At 64.7% G+C, this 22,946-nt stretch carries 17 protein-coding genes and 3 rRNA genes; 7 read left to right on the top strand and 13 right to left on the bottom strand.

Features of this window, described 5'->3' with window-relative positions; translation table 11 throughout:
• Together AC1DTF_RS23560 and AC1DTF_RS23565 are read left to right on the top strand one after the other, a co-directional pair.
• On the top strand, positions 1-1,209 hold a 1,209-nt coding region (locus AC1DTF_RS23560; protein ID WP_477475821.1), incomplete at its 5' end, for an AlkA N-terminal domain-containing protein.
• Positions 1,209-1,706 (top strand): methylated-DNA--[protein]-cysteine S-methyltransferase, encoded by a 498-nt coding sequence (locus AC1DTF_RS23565; RefSeq protein WP_057167366.1) that lies wholly within the window; start codon positions 1,209-1,211, stop codon positions 1,704-1,706. The genes AC1DTF_RS23560 and AC1DTF_RS23565, both read left to right, overlap by 1 nt.
• A 95-nt stretch (positions 1,707-1,801) precedes the next feature.
• Here AC1DTF_RS23565 and rrf read toward each other — a convergent pair.
• From rrf to AC1DTF_RS23590, 5 genes are all read right to left on the bottom strand, one after another.
• Positions 1,802-1,914 (bottom strand): 5S ribosomal RNA (gene rrf, locus AC1DTF_RS23570).
• A 179-nt stretch (positions 1,915-2,093) separates the two neighbouring features.
• Positions 2,094-5,215 (bottom strand): 23S ribosomal RNA (locus tag AC1DTF_RS23575).
• Between the two features lie 429 nt (positions 5,216-5,644).
• A 16S ribosomal RNA gene (locus AC1DTF_RS23580) occupies positions 5,645-7,164 on the bottom strand.
• The 16S, 23S and 5S rRNA genes sit together here, the layout of an rRNA operon.
• 399 nt (positions 7,165-7,563) lie before the next feature.
• A complete protein-coding gene (gene tyrS, locus AC1DTF_RS23585; RefSeq protein WP_477475822.1) occupies positions 7,564-8,865 on the bottom strand; it encodes a tyrosine--tRNA ligase in 1,302 nt (433 codons plus the stop codon).
• Positions 8,866-8,882: 17 nt separating this feature from the next.
• A complete protein-coding gene (locus AC1DTF_RS23590) occupies positions 8,883-9,494 on the bottom strand; it encodes a DNA-3-methyladenine glycosylase (protein ID WP_057168030.1) in 612 nt (203 codons plus the stop codon).
• A gap of 57 nt (positions 9,495-9,551) precedes the next feature.
• Here AC1DTF_RS23590 and AC1DTF_RS23595 point away from each other — a divergent pair, with 57 nt between their 5' ends.
• Genes AC1DTF_RS23595 through AC1DTF_RS23605 form a run of 3 tightly spaced genes read left to right on the top strand, consistent with a single transcriptional unit; the run spans position 9,552 to position 11,722 of the window.
• Entirely contained in the window at positions 9,552-10,307 is a 756-nt protein-coding gene (locus tag AC1DTF_RS23595) for an ABC transporter ATP-binding protein (protein ID WP_477475823.1), read from the top strand.
• Entirely contained in the window at positions 10,250-11,077 is an 828-nt protein-coding gene (locus AC1DTF_RS23600) for an ABC transporter permease (RefSeq protein ID WP_477475824.1), read from the top strand. Before AC1DTF_RS23595 ends, AC1DTF_RS23600 begins: the two co-directional genes overlap by 58 nt.
• A 30-nt stretch (positions 11,078-11,107) precedes the next feature.
• Positions 11,108-11,722: a TetR/AcrR family transcriptional regulator gene (locus AC1DTF_RS23605; protein ID WP_477475825.1), complete on the top strand. Its 615-nt coding sequence runs from the start codon at positions 11,108-11,110 to the stop codon at positions 11,720-11,722.
• Here AC1DTF_RS23605 and AC1DTF_RS23610 read toward each other — a convergent pair.
• Genes AC1DTF_RS23610 through AC1DTF_RS23620 form a run of 3 tightly spaced genes read right to left on the bottom strand, consistent with a single transcriptional unit; the run spans position 11,694 to position 15,466 of the window.
• On the bottom strand, positions 11,694-11,912 hold the full coding sequence (locus AC1DTF_RS23610; RefSeq protein WP_057168018.1) for a Trm112 family protein: 219 nt from the start codon (positions 11,910-11,912) through the stop codon (positions 11,694-11,696). The two genes, AC1DTF_RS23605 and AC1DTF_RS23610, sit on opposite strands and share 29 nt — an antisense overlap.
• Positions 11,913-11,922: 10 nt before the next feature.
• On the bottom strand, positions 11,923-12,441 hold the full coding sequence (locus tag AC1DTF_RS23615) for a hypothetical protein (protein ID WP_057168017.1): 519 nt from the start codon (positions 12,439-12,441) through the stop codon (positions 11,923-11,925).
• Between the two features lie 55 nt (positions 12,442-12,496).
• On the bottom strand, positions 12,497-15,466 hold the full coding sequence (locus AC1DTF_RS23620; RefSeq protein ID WP_057168016.1) for an acyl-CoA synthetase: 2,970 nt from the start codon (positions 15,464-15,466) through the stop codon (positions 12,497-12,499).
• A gap of 120 nt (positions 15,467-15,586) precedes the next feature.
• Here AC1DTF_RS23620 and AC1DTF_RS23625 point away from each other — a divergent pair, with 120 nt between their 5' ends.
• The gene (locus AC1DTF_RS23625) at positions 15,587-17,380 is read left to right on the top strand and encodes an ABC-F family ATP-binding cassette domain-containing protein (RefSeq protein ID WP_057168015.1); all 1,794 of its coding nucleotides are present in this window, start codon (positions 15,587-15,589) and stop codon (positions 17,378-17,380) included.
• Between the two features lie 25 nt (positions 17,381-17,405).
• Entirely contained in the window at positions 17,406-18,716 is a 1,311-nt protein-coding gene (locus AC1DTF_RS23630) for a hypothetical protein (protein WP_057168014.1), read from the top strand.
• Here AC1DTF_RS23630 and AC1DTF_RS23635 read toward each other — a convergent pair.
• Genes AC1DTF_RS23635 through AC1DTF_RS23655 form a run of 5 tightly spaced genes read right to left on the bottom strand, consistent with a single transcriptional unit; the run spans position 18,673 to position 22,944 of the window.
• Entirely contained in the window at positions 18,673-19,128 is a 456-nt protein-coding gene (locus AC1DTF_RS23635) for a hypothetical protein (RefSeq protein ID WP_057168013.1), read from the bottom strand. The two genes, AC1DTF_RS23630 and AC1DTF_RS23635, sit on opposite strands and share 44 nt — an antisense overlap.
• 2 nt (positions 19,129-19,130) lie before the next feature.
• Positions 19,131-19,712, bottom strand: a complete 582-nt coding sequence (locus AC1DTF_RS23640) for a hypothetical protein (RefSeq protein ID WP_477475826.1) — start codon at positions 19,710-19,712, stop codon at positions 19,131-19,133.
• Positions 19,709-20,323 carry a hypothetical protein gene (locus AC1DTF_RS23645; protein ID WP_156409216.1) on the bottom strand — a complete coding sequence of 205 codons (615 nt, stop codon included), beginning with the start codon at positions 20,321-20,323 and terminating at the stop codon, positions 19,709-19,711. The genes AC1DTF_RS23640 and AC1DTF_RS23645 overlap by 4 nt, the downstream gene beginning before the upstream one ends.
• A gap of 15 nt (positions 20,324-20,338) precedes the next feature.
• On the bottom strand, positions 20,339-21,748 hold the full coding sequence (gene argH / locus AC1DTF_RS23650) for an argininosuccinate lyase (protein ID WP_477475827.1): 1,410 nt from the start codon (positions 21,746-21,748) through the stop codon (positions 20,339-20,341).
• The gene (locus AC1DTF_RS23655; protein WP_057168009.1) at positions 21,745-22,944 is read right to left on the bottom strand and encodes an argininosuccinate synthase; all 1,200 of its coding nucleotides are present in this window, start codon (positions 22,942-22,944) and stop codon (positions 21,745-21,747) included. The genes argH and AC1DTF_RS23655 overlap by 4 nt, the downstream gene beginning before the upstream one ends.
• Positions 22,945-22,946: the final 2 nt, after the last annotated feature.

A 22,946-nucleotide genomic window follows, 5' to 3' on the forward strand; every position in this document is an offset into this window, starting at 1 on the left:
ACCGTGGACCGGTCCGGGGTGACCGGACTGGCGGAGCGCCTCGGGTACACCACCCGGCAATTGGAGCGGCTGCTGCAGGCCGAGGTGGGCGCCAATCCGTTGGCGCTGGCCCGGGCGCAGCGCACCCAAACCGCACGCGTGCTCATCGAAACCACCGACCTACCGTTCGGTGATGTCGCGTTCGCCGCGGGTTTCAGCAGCATCCGGCAGTTCAACGACACCGTACGGGCGGTCAGTGCGTTGACGCCGACCGCACTGCGACAGCATGCCCGCGGCCGCAGCGCCGATGAGCGGGCCGGGGTCGACGCGCTGTCGCTGCGGCTACCGGTCCGCGCACCGTTCTCCTATGAGGGACTGTTCGGCCATCTCGCGGCGAGCGCGGTGCCCGGAGTCGAGGAAGTGCGTGACGGGGCCTATCGGCGAACCCTGCGCCTACCGTCCGGTTCCGGGGTGGTGGCCCTGACGCCGCATCCCGACCATGTGCAGTGCAGGCTGATCATCGACGACCTCCGAGACCTCTCCGCGGCGATCGCCCGCTGCCGGCGCCTGCTCGACCTGGATGCGGACCCGGTCGCCGTGGTCGACGCGCTGGGCCAGGACCCCCACCTCGGCGCGGTGGTGGCCAAGGCCCCCGGCCAGCGCATACCGCGCACCGTCGACGAGGCGGAGCTGGCGGTTCGGGTGGTGCTGGGTCAGCAGGTCTCCGTCAAAGCGGCCCGCACGCATGCGGGGCGTCTGGCGCACGCGTACGGCACAGCGCTCACCGATCCTGATGGCGGCCTGACCCATGTCTTCCCGTCCACCGAACAGCTGAGCGCCCTGGATCCGGACGGCCTGGCCATGCCGGCCTCGCGTCGCCGCACTCTCACCACGTTGATCGCCGCCATGGCCGCCGGCGACGTCGAGGTCGATGCGGGCGCCGACTGGAACAGGGCAAGAGCCCAACTCGCGGCGCTGCCCGGAATCGGTCCGTGGACCACCGAGGTGATCGCGATGCGCGGATTCGGCGACCCCGACGCATTCCCGGTGACGGATCTTGGGGTCCGCGCGGCCGCCGAGGCCGTCGGACTGCCGGCCGTCCCGGATGCCCTGCTCGAGCACAGTGCCCGGTGGCGCCCCTGGCGGGCCTATGCGACACAACACCTGTGGACCGCACTCGACCATGCCGTCAACGAGTGGCCGCCACGAGCGACGAGGCAGGAGACATGATGACAGGCATGCAATTCCGATCCATCGACAGCCCGGTCGGTCTGCTGACCCTGGCCGGCGTGGATGGACGTCTGGAGCATCTCCGGATGGAAGATCAGACCTATGAGCCGAACCGCGCCGGCTGGGAAGTCGATGACTCTGCTTTTCCGGATGCCGTCGAGCAGCTCACCGCATACTTCGCCGGCACGCTCACCGAGTTCGAACTGGATCTGCATTTCGGCGGGACGCCATTCCAGCGCCGAGTGTGGGATGCGCTGCTGACAATTCCCTATGGCGAGACCCGAACATACGGCGAGATCGCATTACAGGTGGGATCTCCGACGGCTTTCCGCGCGGTCGGATTGGCGAATGGACACAATCCCATCGGCATCATCGTTCCGTGCCATCGCGTGATCGGAGCCAATGGCAGCCTGACCGGTTATGGCGGTGGACTTAATCGCAAAAGAGCGTTGTTGGATATGGAAAAGAGCCGATCAGAATTGGCGCTTTTCGATTGATACGCATTTAAGAAAAGTGCTGCCGCATTCCTGGAACGCACAAATGCCCGAGCCCCCCAAATTGGTGTGTTTGGGGGGCTCGGGTCTTAATGTGTGTTCGGCGGTGTCCTACTTTTCCACCCTTTTGGGTAGTATCATTGGCGCTGGTAGGCTTAGCTTCCGGGTTCGGGATGGGACCGGGCGTTTCCCTGCCGCTATGGCCGCCGTAACTTTATTCACCCGTTTCTGGGCGCCCCCATCGTGTGTGGGGGGAGTGTGTTTTGGTGGTGGAGTGTGTTCACGCCATTGCTGGTGTGAATGTGTCCGATGTTGTGGGTGTGGTTGCGGGCGTTTAATGTGCGTCATTTTTTCTTACACGGTTTTATCTGCTACCCAACATGGTTGGGTGTGTGTAAGTTTTCGGCCGGTTAGTGCCAGTTCCCTAAACCTATTGCTAGGTGTGCAGGTCTGGTCTATCGATCCCGTGGTCTGCGGGGGGCCTTATCCCACTTAATGGGTGAGAAGCCTGGTCTTGGAGAAGGTTTCCCGCTTAGATGCTTTCAGCGGTTATCCTGTCCGAACGTGGCTATCCAGCCGTGCCCCTGGTGGGACAACTGGTGGACCAGAGGTTCGTCCGTCCCGGTCCTCTCGTACTAGGGACAGGTTTCCTCAAGCTTCTGACGCGCGCGGCGGATAGAGACCGAACTGTCTCACGACGTTCTAAACCCAGCTCGCGTGCCGCTTTAATGGGCGAACAGCCCAACCCTTGGGACCTGCTCCAGCCCCAGGATGCGACGAGCCGACATCGAGGTGCCAAACCATCCCGTCGATATGGACTCTTGGGGAAGATCAGCCTGTTATCCCCGGGGTACCTTTTATCCGTTGAGCGACACCCCTTCCACTCAGAGGTGCCGGATCACTAGTCCCGACTTTCGTCCCTGCTCGACTTGTAAGTCTCGCAGTCAAGCTCCCTTGTGCACTTACACTCAACACCTGATTGCCGTCCAGGTTGAGGGAACCTTTGGGCGCCTCCGTTACATTTTAGGAGGCAACCGCCCCAGTTAAACTACCCACCAGGCACTGTCCCTGAACCGGATATACGGTTCGAAGTTAGAGGCCCAATACGATCAGAGTGGTATTTCAACAATGACTCCACACACACTGGCGTGCATGCTTCACAGTCTCCCACCTATCCTACACAAACCGTATCGAGCACCAATACCAAGTTGTAGTGAAGGTCCCGGGGTCTTTTCGTCCTGCCGCGCGTAACGAGCATCTTTACTCGTAGTGCAATTTCGCCGAGTCTATGGTTGAGACAGTTGAGAAGTCGTTACGCCATTCGTGCAGGTCGGAACTTACCCGACAAGGAATTTCGCTACCTTAGGATGGTTATAGTTACCACCGCCGTTTACTGGGGCTTAAATTCTCCGCTTCACCCCGAAGGATTAACGGGTCCTCTTAACCTTCCAGCACCGGGCAGGCGTCAGTCCGTATACATCGTCTTGCGACTTCGCACGGACCTGTGTTTTTAGTAAACAGTCGCTTCTCACTGGTTTGTGCCACCCCCCACCGCTGCCGGCTGCAAGAGCCATGACAGTAGGAGGTCCCCCTTCTCCCGAAGTTACGGGGGCATTTTGCCGAGTTCCTTAACCATAGTTCACTCGTACGCCTTAGTATTCTCTACCTGACCACCTGTGTTGGTTTGGGGTACGGGCCGTGTGTGAGCTCGCTAGAGGCTTTTCTCGGCAGCATAGGATCACCGAATTCGCCTCAATCGGCTATGCATCACCTCTCAGGATATGTGAGACCCGGATTTACCTGGATCTCTCCCTACAGGCTTGCCCCAGTATTACCACTGACTGGTACGGCTACCTTCCTGCGTCACCCCATCGCTTGACTACTACCAGAGAAGGTCCCGCGCAGCCCTGCCAATCCTCACACCCGAAGGTGATCGGTAACGGCAGTTTTGGGCGGTTAGTACCTCTGATTCATCATGGGCGCGCACACACGGGTACGGGAATATCAACCCGTTGTCCATCGACTACGCCTGTCGGCCTCGCCTTAGGTCCCGACTCACCCTGGGCGGACTGGCCTGCCCCAGGAACCCTTGGTCTTTCGGCGGGCAAGGTTCTCACTTGCCTTATCGCTACTCATGCCTGCATTCTCACTCCCACACCCTCCACAACTGGATCACTCCGCTGCTTCACTGGATGCAGGACGCTCCCCTACCCAGCACACAAAGTGTGCTGCCGCGGCTTCGGCGGTGTGCTTGAGCCCCGCTACATTATCGGCGCACAATCACTTGACCAGTGAGCTATTACGCACTCTTTCAAGGGTGGCTGCTTCTAAGCCAACCTCCTGGTTGTCTTCGCGACTGCACATCCTTTTCCACTTAGCACACGCTTAGGGGCCTTAGCCGGCGATCTGGGCTGTTTCCCTCTCGACGCACGGAGCTTATCCCCCGCCGTCTCACTGCCACGCTTTCACTTACCGGCATTCGGAGTTTGGCTGACGTCAGTAACCTTGTGAGGCCCATCGGCCATCCAGTAGCTCTACCTCCGGTAAGAAACACGCAACGCTGCACCTAAATGCATTTCGGGGAGAACCAGCTATCACGGAGTTTGATTGGCCTTTCACCCCTACCCACAACTCATCCCCTCAGTCTTCAACCTAAGTGGGTTCGGTCCTCCACAACATCTTACTGCTGCTTCAACCTGGCCATGGGTAGATCACTCCGCTTCGGGTCCAGAACACACCACTACACCAAGCACTCTTGCTTGGATACGCCCTATTCAGACTCGCTTTCGCTGCGGCTACCCCACACGGGTTAACCTCGCGACATGTCCCTGACTCGCAGGCTCATTCTTCAAAAGGCACGCCATCACCCCACGTAAAACGAGGGCTCTGACGGATTGTAGGCACACGGTTTCAGGTACTATTTCACTCCCCTCCCGGGGTACTTTTCACCATTCCCTCACGGTACTAATCCGCTATCGGTCATTGGGAAGTATTCAGGCTTACCGGGTGGTCCCGGCAGATTCACAGCAGATTTCACGGGCCCGCTGCTACTCGGGGACAGTTCCACAACAGAGCATATGTTTTCGCGTACCGGGCTCTCACCGTCTACGGCAGGCCATCCCAAGACCACTTCCGCTAACACACACTTTTTTTACTGTTGCCCCAGTCGGCGGACTGGAGAAGAAACGCCCCACAACCCCGCACACACAACCCCCGCCGGGTATCACATGCATACGGTTTAGCCATCCTCCGCTTTCGCTCGCCACTACTCACGGAATCACTTTTGTTTTCTCTTCCTACGGGTACTGAGATGTTTCACTTCCCCGCGTTCCCTCCCAACGGCTATATATTCACCGCTGGGTAACACGACATCACTCGTGCTGGGTTTCCCCATTCGGACATCCTCGGATCCACGCTCGGTTGGCAGCTCCCCGAGGCATATCGCAGCCTCCCACGTCCTTCATCGGCTCCCAATGCCAAGGCATCCACCATGCGCCCTTAAACACTTACAACACAGATAAACCAAATAAAGAAAAAAATTGCACATCAAACACACACAACAAACACCCGCCGACCCGAAAGCCGGCGACCATTTCTTGCGTGCTAGATGCTCGCAACCACTATCCACAAATCAAACACCACACCCCACCACCAAAGATGGAGCAACAACAAACACCGCTCACCACCGGCCCCCAACACCTGGGGACTCGTGGACTCACGGCCGGACACCTCCACCAACGCAGAGGATCCGCAGGGCCTGTTGTCTCAAAGCCCAATAGTGTGTCTGGCAGCCCAGCACCCCCCAAACGGGAAAGCACCGAAAAAGTTTGTTGTATGCACCAGAACCGCCTCCACTACAGAGGACAGCCCATCCAACGAATCGTCCAGATCACCGAACCCCCACACGCGTGGGCGGGCCTGAATCTCGTGGTGCTCCTTAGAAAGGAGGTGATCCAGCCGCACCTTCCGGTACGGCTACCTTGTTACGACTTCGTCCCAATCGCCGATCCCACCTTCGACGGCTCCCTCCCACAAGGGGTTAGGCCACCGGCTTCGGGTGTTACCGACTTTCATGACGTGACGGGCGGTGTGTACAAGGCCCGGGAACGTATTCACCGCAGCGTTGCTGATCTGCGATTACTAGCGACTCCGACTTCACGGGGTCGAGTTGCAGACCCCGATCCGAACTGAGACCGGCTTTGAAAGGATTCGCTCCACCTCACGGCATCGCAGCCCTTTGTACCGGCCATTGTAGCATGTGTGAAGCCCTGGACATAAGGGGCATGATGACTTGACGTCATCCCCACCTTCCTCCGAGTTGACCCCGGCAGTCTCCTAYGAGTCCCCGGCATAACCCGCTGGCAACATAGGACAAGGGTTGCGCTCGTTGCGGGACTTAACCCAACATCTCACGACACGAGCTGACGACAGCCATGCACCACCTGCACACAGGCCACAAGGGAACCGACATCTCTGCCGGCGTCCTGTGCATGTCAAACCCAGGTAAGGTTCTTCGCGTTGCATCGAATTAATCCACATGCTCCGCCGCTTGTGCGGGCCCCCGTCAATTTCTTTGAGTTTTAGCCTTGCGGCCGTACTCCCCAGGCGGGGTACTTAATGCGTTAGCTACGGCACGGATCCCAAGGAAGGAAACCCACACCTAGTACCCACCGTTTACGGCGTGGACTACCAGGGTATCTAATCCTGTTCGCTCCCCACGCTTTCGCTCCTCAGCGTCAGTTACTGCCCAGAGACCCGCCTTCGCCACCGGTGTTCCTCCTGATATCTGCGCATTCCACCGCTACACCAGGAATTCCAGTCTCCCCTGCAGTACTCAAGTCTGCCCGTATCGCCCGCACGCCCACAATTGAGTTGTGAGTTTTCACGAACAACGCGACAAACCACCTACGAGCTCTTTACGCCCAGTAATTCCGGACAACGCTCGGACCCTACGTATTACCGCGGCTGCTGGCACGTAGTTGGCCGGTCCTTCTTCTGCACATACCGTCACTTGCGCTTCGTCTGTGCTGAAAGAGGTTTACAACCCGAAGGCCGTCATCCCTCACGCGGCGTCGCTGCATCAGGCTTGCGCCCATTGTGCAATATTCCCCACTGCTGCCTCCCGTAGGAGTCTGGGCCGTATCTCAGTCCCAGTGTGGCCGGTCACCCTCTCAGGCCGGCTACCCGTCGTCGCCTTGGTAGGCCATTACCCCACCAACAAGCTGATAGGCCGCGGGCCCATCCCACACCGCAAAAGCTTTCCACCACACACCAGGAGGCGCATGGTCATATTCGGTATTAGACCCAGTTTCCCAGGCTTATCCCAAAGTGCAGGGCAGATCACCCACGTGTTACTCACCCGTTCGCCACTCGAGTACCCCGAAGGGCCTTTCCGTTCGACTTGCATGTGTTAAGCACGCCGCCAGCGTTCGTCCTGAGCCAGAATCAAACTCTCCAAACAAAAACAACCCAGCCAAAGGCCAGGTGGAATTCGAATCAGAAAAACCTGATATCCAAACAAAAGACACCAACAAACTGGCATCAAAAAAACAGCCACCCACCAACTCAGGAAGACGGGAATCCCCCCAAATGGATGGCCAAAAACAACAAACAAAAACCACCAAACACACTATTGAGTTCTCAAACAACAGACTTGCATTTGTCCGCGCCACAAACCCCGGCTTAAAAGCCGCGGTAGGTAGTGCGGGCGTTGAGGAACCCCAACCTAATGGGTTTTTCTCTCGAATTTGTCTTCGCTCTCCGGCTCTTGTCCGTGTCGCTCTGACTTGGAATAAGTTACGGCAGGGCTAACAGCGAGTCAAATCGCCAGGTCAGCTCGCGATCTGCGCAGGTCAGCGGCCTACGTCGACCGGTCCCCGGCGGTCACCCGTGCCACGCCGGCAATGTTGCGCTTGCCACGTCGCAACACCAGCCAACGGTCGTGCAAAAAGTCCGATGTCTGTGGTATCCACTCGTCGCTTTCGATGCGCACGTTGTTGACGTACACCCCGCCCTCGCCCACCGTCCGGCGTGCGTCGCCCTTGCTCTTCGACAGTCCGGTGGACACCAGCAGATCGGTGATGGCGTCCGGCCCGCCGGCCGCCAGTTCCGTCACCTGGCCATTGCTCGCCTCCCGCAGGGCTGCGGCCAGCGTCGATTCGTCGAGATCATTGAGCTCGCCGCGGCCGAACAGCGCCTGGCTGGCCAATTCGACGGCATCGGTGGCCGCCTGTCCGTGCACGAGTGTGGTGAGTTCCCGCGCCAGCGTCCGTTGCGCCGCGCGTTCATGAGCGCGGGATTCGGTGGCCTCGCCCAGCTCGGAGATCTGCTCGGCGCTCAGGAACGTGAACCACTTGAGGTAGCCGAGGACATCCGCGTCTGCGGTGTTGAAGAAGTACTGGTACCAGGCATAGGGGCTGGTCAGCTCCGGATCGAGCCAGATGTTGCCGCCACCGGTGGATTTACCGAACTTCTTGCCCTCGGAGTCGGTGACCAGCGGTGTCGTCATCGCATGCACCGTGGCGCCGCGTTTCTGCCGGACCAGCCGGACGCCGGCGACGATATTGCCCCATTGGTCGGACCCGCCGATCTGCAATCCGCAGCCATACCGCTCGTGCAGCTGCACGTAGTCGTTGGCCTGCAGCAGCATGTAGCTGAACTCCGTATAGGAGATGCCCTCGCCCTCCAGGCGGCGCCGCACGGTGTCGCGGTCGAGCATGACGTTCACCGAGAAGTACTTGCCGACATCACGCAGGAACTCGATGGCGGACAACTCACTGGTCCAGGACAGATTGTTCTCGACGACCGCCCCGGTCGGCGCATCGTCGAACTCGACGAACCGTTCCAGCTGGCCACGGATGCGCCCGGCCCAGTCGGCGACCGTATCTGCGGTCTGCATGATGCGTTCCCCGCTGTCCCGCGGGTCCCCGATCATCCCGGTGGCCCCGCCCGCCAGCACGATCGGACGGTGTCCGGCCTGCTGGAATCGGCGCAGCGTGAGCAGCGGGACGAGGTGACCGGCATGCAGGCTGGGCGCGGTGGGATCGAATCCCGAATAGACCGTGAGCGGCCCGTTGGCGAGCGCGTCCGCCAACGCGTCCCGGTCGGTCGATTGCGCGATCAGGCCGCGCCATTCCAGCTCATCGAGGATCCCGTTACTCACCTGGCCATCATCCTGTATCAGTCGCTGCCGCCCGGTACCGGAGCCCGCGGACTGCGGCGATACGCCGACACCTCGGGATGATCGGGCAGCCAGAACCGCCAGGCACGGTCCGCGGCGGTACTCACCCCGACCCTGGGGCCTTCGATCGCGTCGACCGGTGCGCCGAGCTCCAGGCGGACCGGACCGGACGCATCGAACAGGTCGATCCCGTTGTCTTCCATGGTGATTCCCAGTGCAGAGCACAGATTTCCGGGTCCGCGTGCCAGGGCCCGCGGTGCCGGGATCACACCGCGGCGCAACCGGGCCACCGGTTCGCCGTCGTCGATGACCGCCGCGCGCAACAACACCGCGGCCGCGGCGTCCTCCCAGGCGCAGACCACGTTGGCGCAGACGTGGATGCCGTGGCTGCGATAGGTGTACATCCGGCCGGCCGGGCCGAACATCACCGTGTTGCGAAGCCGTGGCCCGCGGAACGAGTGCGACGCCGGGTCCGGCCACGGCCCGTCCGGCGGCCCTCCATAGGCCTCGACCTCGACGATCGTCGCGGTGACGTCGCGGCCGTGCAGGCGTGCGCCGAGCAGTCGACGGGCCGCCGTCACCGGATCGACCGCCAGCGCCATGGCTCCCACACAAGCGATTGTGCCTGCCCCCTTGACACCGGCGACCACCGGGCGGATATTCATCACATGATGAGTTCATCGAACGATGAATTACCACGCACGGCTCCCGAGCCCGCAGTACTGGTCGAAAACCTGCACGTCATACGGGGCAAGCGCACCGCGCTCCAAGACGTCTCGGTGACCATTCCGCGCGGCACCGTCACCGGGGTTCTCGGCCCCTCGGGGTGCGGCAAGACCACGCTGATCCGGTCCATCGTCGGCACCCAGATCATTGCGTCCGGCACCGTCACCGTGCTCGGCCATCCGGCGGGCAGCGCACCCCTGCGGCGCCGCGTCGGGTACGTCACCCAGGACGCGACCATCTACCCGGACCTGCGGGTCATCGACAACGCCCGCTACTTCGCCTCGCTGTATGGCACCGATACCCGCGCAGCCGAGGACGCGATTTCCGCCGTCGGCCTAGACGACCATCGAACCGCATTGTGCGGCAACCTTTCCGGCGGTCAGCGCACCCGGGTGTCACTGGCCTGCGCGCTGGTGTCGCACCCCGACCTGCTGGTGCTCGACGAACCCACCGTCGGGCTCGATCCGGTTCTGCGGGTCGATCTGTGGGAGCAGTTCGACCGGCTCGCCCAGGGCGGCACCACGCTGCTGGTCTCCAGCCATGTCATGGACGAGGCCGACCACTGCGGCGATCTGCTGCTGTTGCGTGAGGGACGTCTGCTCGCGCACACCACACCCACCCAGCTACGAGAGGACACCGGATGTTCATCACTGGAGGAAGCGTTTCTGTCCGTCATCCGGCACAGCACCGCAGCGTGAGTCGCCCGTCGAGGTTCGGCCTTCGGGGATACCTGGCCACCACCGCCCGCATCCTGCGCCAGCTCGGCGCCGATCACCGCAGCATGGCGATGATCGTCCTGGTCCCCACACTGATCATCACGCTGATGTACTTCATGTTCTCCGAGGTGCCGCACCCGCCGGGCGTGCCGTCCCCGTTCAACAAGGCCTGCCTGATCATGCTCGGGGTGTTTCCGCTGGTGGTGATGTTCCTGATCACGTCGATCACGATRCAGCGGGAGCGAGTATCGGGGACGCTCGAACGGATCCTCACCACTCCGCTGCGGCGGTTCGATCTGCTCGCCGCCTACGGCACCGCGTTCTCCATCGCCGCCGCGGTGCAGGCCGCCCTGGCGTGTGGGGTCGCTTTCTGGCTGCTCGGGTTCGACACCGCAGGCAGTCCGGCCCTGGTTTTCGTCATCGCGATCGCCAATGCCGTACTGGGTGTCGGGTTGGGCCTGTTGTGCAGTGCCTTCGCCCGCACCGAGTTCCAGGCGGTGCAGTTCATGCCGGTGGTCGTGGTGCCGCAGCTGCTGCTGTGCGGAATTCTTGTCCCGCGGGAGGCGCTACCGGACTGGTTGCAGTGGATCAGCAATGTGCTGCCGGCCAGCTACGCTCTGGAAGCGTTGCAACAGGTCGGTGCGTACGCCGAACCGACCGCGATCGCAGTTCGCGATATCGCGGTGGTGATCGGTTTCGCGCTCGTCGCGCTGGGTTTGGCGGCGGCGACCCTGCGACGTCGGACCCCGTAGCCGGGAGGCCGCCGCAGTAGAGAGGAAGCCGTGACCAGCAGCGCTGAACGGAAACGTCCCGGGCGACCGCCGGGTAGCTCCGATACCAGGGAACGAATCCTGGACAGCGCACGGGAGCTGTTCGCGCGCAACGGATTCGACAAGACATCGATTCGCGCGGTCGCCGCCGGCGCCGGCGTCGACGGCGCTCTGGTGCACCACTACTACGGAAGCAAACAGCAGCTCTTCGCGGCAGCCATCGCGATCCCGATCGACCCCATGCAGGTGATCGGGCCGCTACGGCAGACCCCGGTGGATGAGATCGGCAGCGTGCTGCCGTCGATCCTGTTGCCGCTGTGGGATTCCGAGCTCGGTAAGGGCTTCATCGCGACGCTGCGGTCACTGCTGGCGGGCGCCGACGTCGGACTGGTCCGTTCGTTCCTGCAGGAGGTCATCACCGTCGAGGTCGGCTCCCGGGTGGACAACCCGCCCGGCTCCGGGGCGATCAGGGTGCAATTCGTGGCGTCACAACTGGTCGGCGTGGTGATGGTGCGCTACATCCTGGAACTGCAGCCGTTCGCCGGGCTGGCACCGCAGATCGTCGCCGAGACCATCGCGCCCAACCTGCAGCGTTATCTCACCGGGGATCTGCCGGCGCTGCGCTGAGCAACCGCTCATGCTCGGCATCGTCGGCAACGGGCACCGCCTCATCGACGAGCAGCACCGGGATGCCGTCCACGATGGGGTAGGCGCGCCGCAGCCTGGCGTTGTAGAGACACTCCCCCGCAACGTAAACGAGCGGACCGTGATCCTCGGGGCAGACCAGGATGTCGAGCAGCTTCGCGTCCAGACTCACCGAAGTCCCGTCACCACGGCGACATGTCCCCACCCCAACCGGGTGGGATCAGCGCATTGTTTCCGTCGTCGCCGGCGACCGGCGCCCACGACGGCGCCGAGCCCCCCGAGCCCGGTGCAGGCGCAGCGGAGCCGCCACTCGCCTGTTGGTTCATCATCCGGCGCTGGTAGGACAACGTGGACTGCAGCGCATCGATGAGCGGCTTCTGGTTGGGCCGGGAGTTGAGTCCGTCGAGCAGCGCCTGGGCATTGGCCGCCGAGGGCCGGATGCCACGCTGGCGCAGCGTCATCACCTGCTCGATGAGCTTGGAGACCTGACCGCCACCGCTGCCGGTCTGGTACTGGTCGGAGATCATCATGAGTACCTGATCCGGGGAGACCCGCTGGGCGGGCTGTTCCTGAGACGATGCGTCCGGTTCGGCCGACGCCACCGGCGCCAGGCCCAGGCCCGCGACAGCCGCGGCGCCGATGAGGGCACCCGCCGTCCAGCGGCGCAGTGATGTGCCGGTCACGGAGTTCTCCGTCGTCATCTGAACCTCTCCCTTGCCGTCTCGGCGAGCCTAACAGTGCCTCCACCGCCGGGCATCACGGCTGATTGCCGATGATCTCGGCGCGCACGGCAGCCGTCATGCGCTTGTACTGCTTGGTATCGGTGTCGAAGTACCAGGTGTTACGCGATGCCTTCGGGATGCCGGCGGCGCGCAACGGTGCGGTCTCGGGCCGGTAAGACGCACCCAGCGTCATACTCGGCGCCACGTAGACCACCGCAGGCCCGATGCCGACCGGCAGTGTCCCCATCGCCTCGTTGAGCTCCGCACTGGGCAGGCTGCCACCGGGGCGCAGCGTGACCGCCGTGACGACCAGCGGTTCGCCGCGGACTTCGAGTCGGTAGGTCACCGCCAGATCCACCGCTCCGGCCCGGCTCACCGCGTCGTTGATCGCTGCGGTGAACACCGTGCCATCGGATGTCCTGATCACCGAACTGCGGTTGTCGACGAGCCAGAAGTCACCGTCCTCGTCGCGCAGGAAGAGCTGCTCGGTGGACACCCAGGTGTCCGCCGGTGCGAACACGCCGCGCTTCACCGAGGCGGTCGGGTCCACCGGCCCCCGCGGGCGGGCCAGCAGCACGCCGACCTCGCCCACGTCGGCGCGGCGCACGAAACCGGAGTCCTCCTCCAAGATCAGGTCGTCGTCGACGTCGTAGGCGGCGAGTTCGACCTGCGGGCCRCCCGGCAGCGGACGGCCCTTGCTGCCGATCTTCACGCCCGCCACGTTGGAGAGCACCGCCTGGCCGTCGGTGGTCGCGAAGAACTCGACGACCTTGGCGGGCTCGAACACCTCGACCACCCGGCGCCACAGACCGGTCGGCATACCGGCGCCGATGAACAGGCGCACCGAATGGGTGCCCGACAACGAGAACGAGGGGTCATCGATGACCTCGCCGAGCATCGCCCAGGTGTAGGACACCACCGTCACGCCGTACTGCCGGATCTCGTGCACGAAACGGTCCGGGGCCAGGCCACGGGAAAGAGCGATGCGGGCGCCGCCGACCACCGCGCCGCCCAGGCTCACCAGCAGGCCGGACGGATGGTGCAGCGGGGTCAGGCAGTACACGGTGTCGCGGTTGCCCAGGTTGGCCGCCGACGCGGTACCCAGCGCGGACAACGCCCACCGGTAGTTGGTGATCTGCCGGGCGACCAGTTCGCCGTTGATGGTCGCGAACGCGACGTAGGCGAGGTCACGGGCGAAGCCGGGGTTGGGCCGGTACCAGCCCGGCAGCTCGACCCGGTCGGGATCGATCTTCTCCATGTCCACCACATCGGTGCCGTCGGCCAGGTTCAGATCGCGGGACTCGCCGCCGCCGAGCACCAACACCCGCCGGTCCAGCGTGCGCGCGATCTCCAGGTTCGCCGGGTCGGTGAGAACCTCCGCGACACCGCCCAGTCGTGCGGCCTCGGCCAGATCGGCGTCCGGGGGCATGAGCACGGCGACCGCGCCCAGTCGGGACAGCGCGGCGATCGCGACCAGCGCGCTCGGCCGGGTCTGCATCAGCACGCCGACCCGCACGCCTTGGCGCACACCGACTTCGATCAGCCCGCGCACCACGTTGTTGACCCGGCGGTCCACCGCCTCGTAGGTGTGCACGCGACCGTCGAACAGCAGGAACTCGCCGTCCGGGTGACCTTCGGCCTGCTCGGTCATGATGCGGCCCAGCGAGATCCGGGTGTGGTCGTTGATCTGGCCCAGCCGCGCGAGGCGCGGCAGGGTGCGTGCCGTCTCGACGATCAGGGTGCGCGCCGACTTGTTGGTGGCGACCACCGCACCGGCGGCCGAGCGGGCCAGATCGAAGGCCAGCTCCGAGGCGGCTGCCGCGCCGTGCGCCACCCGGGAGGTCAGCGCCACACCGGCGTCGATGGCGGATTCGGTCGGCTGGAAGCCCATCGGGGCAATATCGTCGGGCAACGTCCCGTCACCACTGCGCCACTTGACCCACGACGCCACCGTAGGCCAGGTCTGGGTGGCCGCCTTCGAACCGACGACGAGACCGAAATGCCCTGTGCGGATGAGGTATTCGTAGGTATCGGCCTTGGGCGCGGCGGACTTGATGCCACGCACCGCCGCCGGCTGGCCGATGTCGTCGACCTCGCCGATCACGGCCAGCACCGGGCAGGTGATATCGGCCAGGGTGACCAGTTCGCCGCGGATGGAGAAGCCGCCCGACATCATCCGGTTGTGGGCGATGAACTGTTTGAGCAGTTCCGAGATGGCCGGGCCCGACCAGGCGATCCAGCCCTCTGAATCGAGGAAGCGGCGCTGCTGCTCGCGCGGCAGCAGCGCGTCACGGTCGTGCAGCTGACGCAGGAAGTCCAGACGGGCCTGAGCGGTCTTCAGCGGGTCGAGCATCTGAAACCCGGTGCGGGCCAGCCAGCCCGGGATGTCGATTCGGGAGAACACGTGGTCGGCCATGAAATTGGCGGCGACCGCGCCCACGTTCGGCGGGATGCCCATCGGCAGGGCGGCCAGCGTGTCGACCGGGGAACCGAACCCGATGATGCTGGCGAGATCCTTGGACCGGCGGTACGCCGCGGTCTGGTAGCAGAACATCCCGCCCTGCGAGTAGCCCGCGAGGTGGACGTCGCTGCCTGCGACCTCCTTGACGGTGTCGATGGCCTCGCTGAGTGCCACCACATGGTCGGCCAGGTTGCGCTGCATGCCGCCCTCGACCTGATCGGGCGAACCGAAATCGATGACCCACGGGTCCAGGCCCGCGGCGTGCAGGATGCCGACGGCGCCGTCCTCGCGGGTGACGTCCCACATATCGGCGGACATCATCATCGGGTGCACCATCAACACCGGAGGGCCGGGGGCAGCCGAACCGGGCCGGATGTCGGGCGGGAAGTACCTGCGCAACCGGTACATCGGGACGCTCTCGATGATCTGATAGGGCGAGGGGACCGCGCCGGTTTCCAGACCGCCGTACCGCAGAACTTCGATGCCGTTCTGCGCGGTGGCCAGAAGTCGGCCAACCGGTCCGGTGATCAACGAGAAATCCACCAACGCGCGCTCCCCTGAGTGAGTGACATCCAATCCCCCGATTGCCACGACATCATGGCACAGCGTTGCTGGTCGGCCGCTGCGAATCTGCGGCGGGGAGCCGCCTAGCCTGGTGGGGACATGGCGCATCTTCTCGGGGCTGAGGCCCTACATCTGCAATACCCGACCAAAGTCGTTTTCGATGCGGTGTCCCTCGGTGTGAACGAGGGCGACCGGATCGGCATCGTCGGCCGCAACGGCGACGGAAAGTCCAGCCTGCTGGCCATGCTGGCCGGCCGCGTCACGCCTGATTCCGGCCGGGTCACCGTGCGCGGCGGCGTCCGGGTGGGCGTACTGGATCAGGCCGACACCCTCGATCCCACGGACACCGTCGGGCACGCCGTCGTCGGCGACACACCGGAGCACGAATGGGCCGGTGACCCGCGCGGCCGCGACGTCATCTCCGGGTTGCTGGGCGGCCTGGCCTGGGACGCGGTGCTCGGCACCCTCTCGGGCGGGCAGCGACGCCGGGTCGCGCTGGCCCAGCTGCTGGCCGGGGATCACGACGTCCTGGCGCTCGACGAACCGACCAACCATCTCGACGTCGAGGGCATCACCTGGCTGGCCGAGCATCTGAAACGGCGTTGGTCGCCCTCCTCGGGCGGGCTGCTGGTGATCACCCACGATCGCTGGTTCCTCGACGAGGTGTGTACGACGACGTGGGAGGTGCACGACCGCATCGTCGAACCGTTCGACGGTGGGTACGCCGCCTACATCCTGCAGCGGGTGGAACGCGATCGGCAAGCCGCATCGAGTGAGGCCCGCAGGCAGAATCTGGCCCGCAAGGAATTGGCCTGGCTGCGTCGCGGTGCGCCGGCGCGCACGACCAAGCCGAAGTTCCGCATCGATGCGGCCAACGCGTTGATCTCCGATGTTCCCGAGATCCGCGACAAGGTGGCCCTGCAGTCGCTGGCGGTGACCCGGCTGGGCAAGCAGGTCGTGGATCTGCTCGATGTGTCGGTGAGCTACGCCGACCGCGAGGTGCTCAAGCAGGTCGAGTGGCGGGTGGCGCCCGGCGAGCGGACCGGCATCCTCGGTGTCAACGGTGCAGGCAAGTCGACGCTGCTGGGTCTCATCGACGGTTCGGTGCAGCCGACCGAGGGCCAGGTCAAACACGGCAAGACGGTACAGATCGCGACCCTGACCCAGGGCGTCGACGAACTCTCCGATCATCTCGACGATCCGGTGCGGGTGGTGCTGAGCCAGCTGGCCACCACCTACACCGTGGGGGCGGGTTCCAAGGCTCAGGAACTCACCCCGGGTCAGCTGTTGGAACGCCTCGGATTCGCCAGTGCCCAGCTGTCCACACCGGTCAAGGATCTCTCCGGCGGCCAGCTACGGCGCCTGCAGCTGCTGCTCATCCTGCTCGGGCAGCCCAACGTGCTGATCCTCGACGAGCCGACCAACGACCTGGACACCGACATGCTGGCCGCGATGGAGGATCTGCTGGACTCCTGGCCCGGCACCCTGATCGTGGTCAGCCACGACCGGTACTTCCTGGAACGGGTCACCGATCAGCAGTACGGCATCCTCGGCGGGCATCTGCGGCACCTGCCCGGCGGCGTCGACGAGTACCTGCGGCTGCGGGCCTCACACGAGGCGACCACCGGTGCCGCGGCACCCAAATCGGGGCCTCAGACCGGCAACCCGGTCTCCGGTGCCGATCTGCGCGCGACGCAGAAGGAGATCGCGGCGATCGAGCGCAAGCTGATGAAACTCGACGGTCAGATCAAGGAGGCCCAGCGCCGCCAGGCCGAGCACGACCAGGGTGACTACGAAGGGCTCAGGACACTGACCGCCGGCGTCCGCGAGCTCGAAGCCGAGGTCGCCACGCTGGAGGAGCGGTGGCTCGAACTGTCCGAGTCGCTCGGCTGACCCTCCGGGTCTCTACGATGAGGCCGTGCGATACGTCCTTGCGCCGCTGACGCTGTTCGTGCGCTACTTTCCCCAGTTGCTGGCCTGTTATCTACTGGGGTACCTCGGGAGAACCGGAGCCATCGAGTGGGCCGCCCGGGTCGGCTACGACAACGACCTCTGGGCATCGCTGATCATGCCCCTGGCCGGTATGGCGCGGCTGGGGTCCTATGTGGCGATGTTCCTGGTGATCCGGCCCGGCATTCCGGCACTCGCCGGGCTACCGACGCGTTCCGCCCGCCAGATCGACATCTTCGCGACCATCATCGTGCCGTTTTTTGCGATCTACCTGGCGTGGCAGATGTTTCGGGAGGACTGGCTGGATTTCGAGTACCGCGCCGTGCCCTACCGGGTGGGCAAAGCGCTCACCACGCCCGGCACCGAGATCGACCCGCAGATGTTGCCGGTGGGCACATTGACCTTCGTGATCATCGGCGCTGCCCTGGTGGCACGCTTCGCCCTCGGCCGGTTCAAGGATCGGCTGCCGCCCTGGCTTCTCCCGATCCAGGTATACATGGACGCCTTGTGGGTGTTCCTGGTGTTGACCTTCTCGGCCAGCAAGGGCCTCACGATCCTGATCAATCCGTCGGCCTGGTTGGCGGAGCGGCGAATCGTGGTGTGGTTCAACGAGACCAAGGACAGCGTGTTTTCCCAAGTCGAGTTTCTGGGGTCGTTGTGGAAAGGCGTCACCTGGGCCGTCGGCACCGTCTTCGGCGGCGCAGCGGTACCGCTGATCTGGCTCGCCGTGGCCTGCATCGTCTACGGCGCGACGGCGAAGGCGGACTGGCACGCAGAGGCGCGACGGTTGGGCGGTGATCGGCTGGGTCGCTGGTTCGAGCGCACAGCGCCGACGCGCACGCAGTTGAGCAGCCGGTGGAAGCGCGTTCCCGGCAAGGTACGCACCGAGGTGCGCGACCAGTTCACCGGCCAGATCGGCAAGTTCAAGCCGATCACCGACTCCGCACATGTGATCGCGGCGGGCGGCCTGCTCGCCATATCGCTGTACGTCCTGGGATACCTCGCACTTGCCTGGTTGGACGTGTTCGGTAGCTTCTTCCGAGCGCAGATCGGGTCGGGCTACCTGCTGCGCGGGATGAGCTGGCTGCTCGGTCCGCACGACATCACGTTCTGGTTCGGCACCTGGGATGCGCTGGCGCTGGTCTCGCACTCAATCATCGAGCCGCTACGGATCTGTCTGATCGCCACGACGCTGGCCTGGTGCGTGGAACGCTGGAACGCCAAGGCGTCAGCCGCTACAACTGCAGCCGAATCAGCAGTGAACCGCTCGAATCCCTGATATCGATTGCCGTCGGTTCGGCGCTCGCGGGGATCATGGCTGTCCACGGCATAGAAGTCGCCTTACCGCACGGTGGGCCGTCCACACGCCACGACCGCTCACCTTCCACGAGATAACCGACGCAGCCGAATCCTGCTTCTGGCGGGCCTGAACGTTCGACGACCACATTCATCAGCACGGTGCCTTCCGGTAGCCGCGCGCCGTAGCCGGGTCGCTCGGTAGACCGGCTGACATTGCGCACTCGCCAGGTTTGCCCGTCGACATCGATCGGTTCGTCGGCCATCGCGGTGTGGGCCGGCCGCACCGTGCGCTGGTAGTCCTGCCAGTAGGGATGCAGGATGAACGTGGTGCTCACCGACACAGCGGCCGCAGCCACCGCGGCGCCAACCAGGTTGCGCTTCCAGAGCGTCATCGTCAGGTGCCCATTTGCGTCGGGGGTCCGATGACGATCAGGTCGCTACGGCTGACACGTGAGTCATCCAGCGGAATATCCACCACCAACCGGGAGTCCATGCGCCCATCACTGACCCACACTCGCAAACTCATGCGCTGCCCACGTTGCGCCACCAGCTCGACGGGCACATCGAAGACCCACGAACTGCGCGTCGCGATTCCGGGAGTGAGCGAGCCCGCCAGCGGCAGCACGCCGAGTCGGCTGGTCGGCACGTAGGTGTTCGGCCCGACGACGAGTTCGACGCGGGGCACCGCATCCGTGCGGGTTGCCATGGCCTCGCTGTCGATGGCAACCCAGGTCCCCAGCGCATCCAGTGTCGGCGAGCGGAGGCGCTCCGTGCGGATCTGTGGAGCGATCCGCGCTCCGGTGACCGTCGCCGCAATGTCACGGCCGGTGGCCTGCTGACCCATCACCGCGTCGACATCGAACGGGCCGTACACGTCATCGGGGGTCGGCAGGTTGTGCCATAGCAGGGCCGCAGCCCCGATCGCCGAGGCTGTGGCCGCGGCCCGCACGACCCGACGCCAGTTCAGCCTTCTCATCGTGGACGTCCGACCGGGACGGTGAGCCGGCCGTAGTCGGTGACGCTCCGCACCCAACCCTGCCCATAGGTGGCATTGAGCCGTTCGACTTCCTTCCAGATGTGCACCTGCAACTCGGCGCCGATCGAAATCGCGTTCGCCGGAACATCCCAGAGGAGAACGACCTGGTCGGTGAGTCCGGGGCCGAGCGCCCCGGTCAGGGTTCCGTCGGCCAGCCTCATGGCGGAAAGGGCGTGGATGTCTGGTATGCCGACCAGATCCACCGGTTTGTCCATGAACCCCGGCAGCGTGCTGGTGTTACGCGCCGTTGCCACCAGACCGAGAAAGCGGCGTCCTGGCCGCTTCCCGGCTATCAGACGATCGCCCGCCCGCACCTCGTCGACCAGCGTGGCGCGCTGCACCGTCATCTCGAATCGGCCGGTGTCGAACGGCTCGCCCACTGTCAGGTCGGTGACCTGCTTGTTCACCGTGTCCAGCCCGCCGAACGCCGCGGTGGTCACCAGCACGGCAACCAGTCCTGCTCGTCGCCACTCCTTGAGACCCCAGCCCGCGAACCATTGACGAAGACGTCCGGTGACTGTGGTGGCGGCGCTCCCCCGAGCCGGTTCCATGGCTGCAGATGCTACCTAGCGCAGCTTGATCCGGAGTTCATCGGCGGTGTCACGCACCACGCCGAGCTGGCGGGCCACCTGGATGGGCGCGGTGCCGCCGCGGGCGTCCCGCGAGTCGACCGAACCGGCGATGGTCAGCACCTCGCGCACCTGGGCGGTCAGACCCGGATGGATGCCGGCCAGTTCGTCATCGGCGAGTTCCTCGAGTCCGACCCCGCGCGCCTCGGCCGCCTTGACCGCCGCCCCGGCCGCCTCGTGCGCGACCCGGAACGGAATACCCTGTCGCACCATCCATTCGGCGATATCGGTGGCCAGCGTGTAGCCCAGCGGAGCCAACTGCGCCATCCGATCGGTGTCGAAAGTCAGCGTGCTGACCAGTCCGGCCATCGCGGGCAGCAGCATCCGCAGCTGCGCCACCGAGTCGAATACCGGTTCCTTGTCTTCCTGCAGATCCCGGTTGTAGGCCAGCGGCTGCGCCTTCAGGGTGGCCAGCAGGCCGGCCAGAKTCCCGATCAGCCGCCCGGACTTACCGCGCGCGAGCTCGGCGATATCGGGGTTCTTCTTCTGCGGCATGATCGAGCTGCCCGTCGACCAGGAGTCGTGCAGCTTCACGTAGCCGAATTCGGTGGTGCTCCACAGGATGATGTCCTCGGCCAGCCGGGACAGATCGACTGCGATCATCGCGAATACGAACGCCGCTTCGGCTGCGAAATCCCGTGCAGCAGTGGCGTCGATCGAGTTCTCGGCAGCCGAATGGAAGCCCAGCTCGTCGGCGATGGCATCCGGATCCAGCCCCAGTGACGAGCCGGCCAGCGCACCGGAACCGTACGGCGACACCGCGGTTCGCTTGTCCAGGTCGACGAGCCGATCGGCGTCGCGCAGCAGCGGGTGGGCATGTGCCAGCAGGTGGTGAGCGAGCAGGACAGGCTGCGCGGACTGCAGGTGCGTCTTGCCCGGCATGATCGCGGTCGGGTGCGCAGCGGCCTGGGTGCTCAACGCGGCCGCCACATCCAGGACCCCGGCACCGACCGCTTTGATGGCGTCGCGCAACCACATCCGGAACAGCGTGGCGACCTGGTCGTTGCGGGACCGGCCGGCGCGCAGCCGACCACCCAGCTCGGCACCGACCCGGTCGATGAGGCCGCGCTCCAGCGCTCCGTGCACGTCCTCGTCGGTCGGCAGCGGTCCGAAGCTGCCGTCCGCGACGTCCTCACCCAGGCTGTCCAGGCCGGCCAGCAAGCCATCGCGTTGCTCGTCGGTGAGCAGCCCGGCGTGGTGCAGCACCCGGGCGTGCGCCTTGGAGGCGATCACGTCATAGGGCGCCAGCACCCAGTCGAAGTGCGTCGACTTGCTCAGCGCGGCAAGGGCATCGGAAGGCCCATCGGCGAACCGCCCACCCCAGAGGGACCCTTCGTTGGTGCTCACAACCCGAGATCGCGCTTGGCCGAGATCTTGCTGGACAGACCGTGCACGTGCACGAAACCCTTGGCCGAGGACTGGTCGAAGCTGTCGCCCTCGTCGTAAGTGGCCAGGTTGAAGTCGTACAGCGAGGTCGGGCTGCGCCGGCCGTTGACCGCGATGTGGCCGCCGTGCAGCACCAGCCGGATCTCGCCGGTGACATGCTCCTGGGTGTGCGCGACGAAGGACTCCAGCGCGCGCTTGAGCGGCGAGTACCAGAGGCCGTCGTAGACCAGCTCGCCCCACTTCTGGTCGGTACCGCGCTTGTAGCGGCCGAGTTCGCGTTCCAGGGTGACGTGCTCGAGTTCGGTGTGCGCGGTGATCAGCACCATGGCGCCGGGTGCCTCGTAGATCTCGCGGCTCTTGATGCCGACGAGGCGGTCCTCGACGACGTCGAGCCTGCCGACGCCCTGGGCACCGGCACGCCGGTTGAGCTCCTCGATGGCCTGCAGCACCGTGACCGGCCGGCCGTCGATGGAGGTCGGCACACCCTTCTCGAAGCCGACGACGACCTCGTCGGGAGTGCTCCAGTTGATGGTGGGGTCTTCGGTGTAGTCGTAGACGTCCTTGGTGGGCGCATTCCAGAGGTGCTCCAGGAAGCCGGTTTCCACCGCGCGGCCCCAGACGTTCTGGTCGATCGAGAACGGCGAGCGCTTCGTCACATTGATCGGGATGGCGTTCTCCTCGGCGAAGGCGATGGCCTTCTCCCGGGTCCACGCGTAGTCCCGCACCGGGGCCAGCACCTTGAGCTCGGGCGCCAACGACGCAAACCCGACCTCGAAGCGGACCTGATCGTTGCCCTTGCCGGTGCAGCCGTGCGCGACGGTGCCGCCCTTGTGCTCGCGGGCGGCGGCCACCAGGTGCTTGACGATCAGCGGGCGGCTGATCGCCGACACCAGCGGGTACCGGTCCATGTAGAGCGCGTTGGACTGGATGGTCGGCAGGCAGTACTCGTCGGCGAACTCATCGCGGGCGTCGACCACGACGGCCTCGACGGCGCCGCAGTCCAGCGCTCGCTGCCGGACGACCTCCATGTCCTCACCACCCTGGCCGAGGTCGATGGCCACGGCCACGACCTCACGCCCGGTCTCCTTGCCGATCCAGCTGATCGCGACCGAGGTGTCCAGACCGCCGGAATACGCCAGGATGACGCGCTCGGACATGC

The organism is Mycobacterium sp. P4_H6, from assembly GCF_056400845.1.

Coding starts and splice junctions, on each gene's coding strand:
- AC1DTF_RS23640 (WP_477475826.1), bottom strand. CDS start 19,712: ATGAGAAGGCTGAACTGGCGTCGGGTCGTGCGGGCCGCGGCCACAGCC.
- AC1DTF_RS23615 (WP_057168017.1), bottom strand. CDS start 12,441: ATGACGACGGAGAACTCCGTGACCGGCACATCACTGCGCCGCTGGACG.
- AC1DTF_RS23645 (WP_156409216.1), bottom strand. CDS start 20,323: ATGGAACCGGCTCGGGGGAGCGCCGCCACCACAGTCACCGGACGTCTT.
- AC1DTF_RS23595 (WP_477475823.1), top strand. CDS start 9,552: ATGATGAGTTCATCGAACGATGAATTACCACGCACGGCTCCCGAGCCC.
- AC1DTF_RS23565 (WP_057167366.1), top strand. CDS start 1,209: ATGACAGGCATGCAATTCCGATCCATCGACAGCCCGGTCGGTCTGCTG.
- AC1DTF_RS23655 (WP_057168009.1), bottom strand. CDS start 22,944: ATGTCCGAGCGCGTCATCCTGGCGTATTCCGGCGGTCTGGACACCTCG.
- AC1DTF_RS23635 (WP_057168013.1), bottom strand. CDS start 19,128: ATGACGCTCTGGAAGCGCAACCTGGTTGGCGCCGCGGTGGCTGCGGCC.
- AC1DTF_RS23625 (WP_057168015.1), top strand. CDS start 15,587: ATGGCGCATCTTCTCGGGGCTGAGGCCCTACATCTGCAATACCCGACC.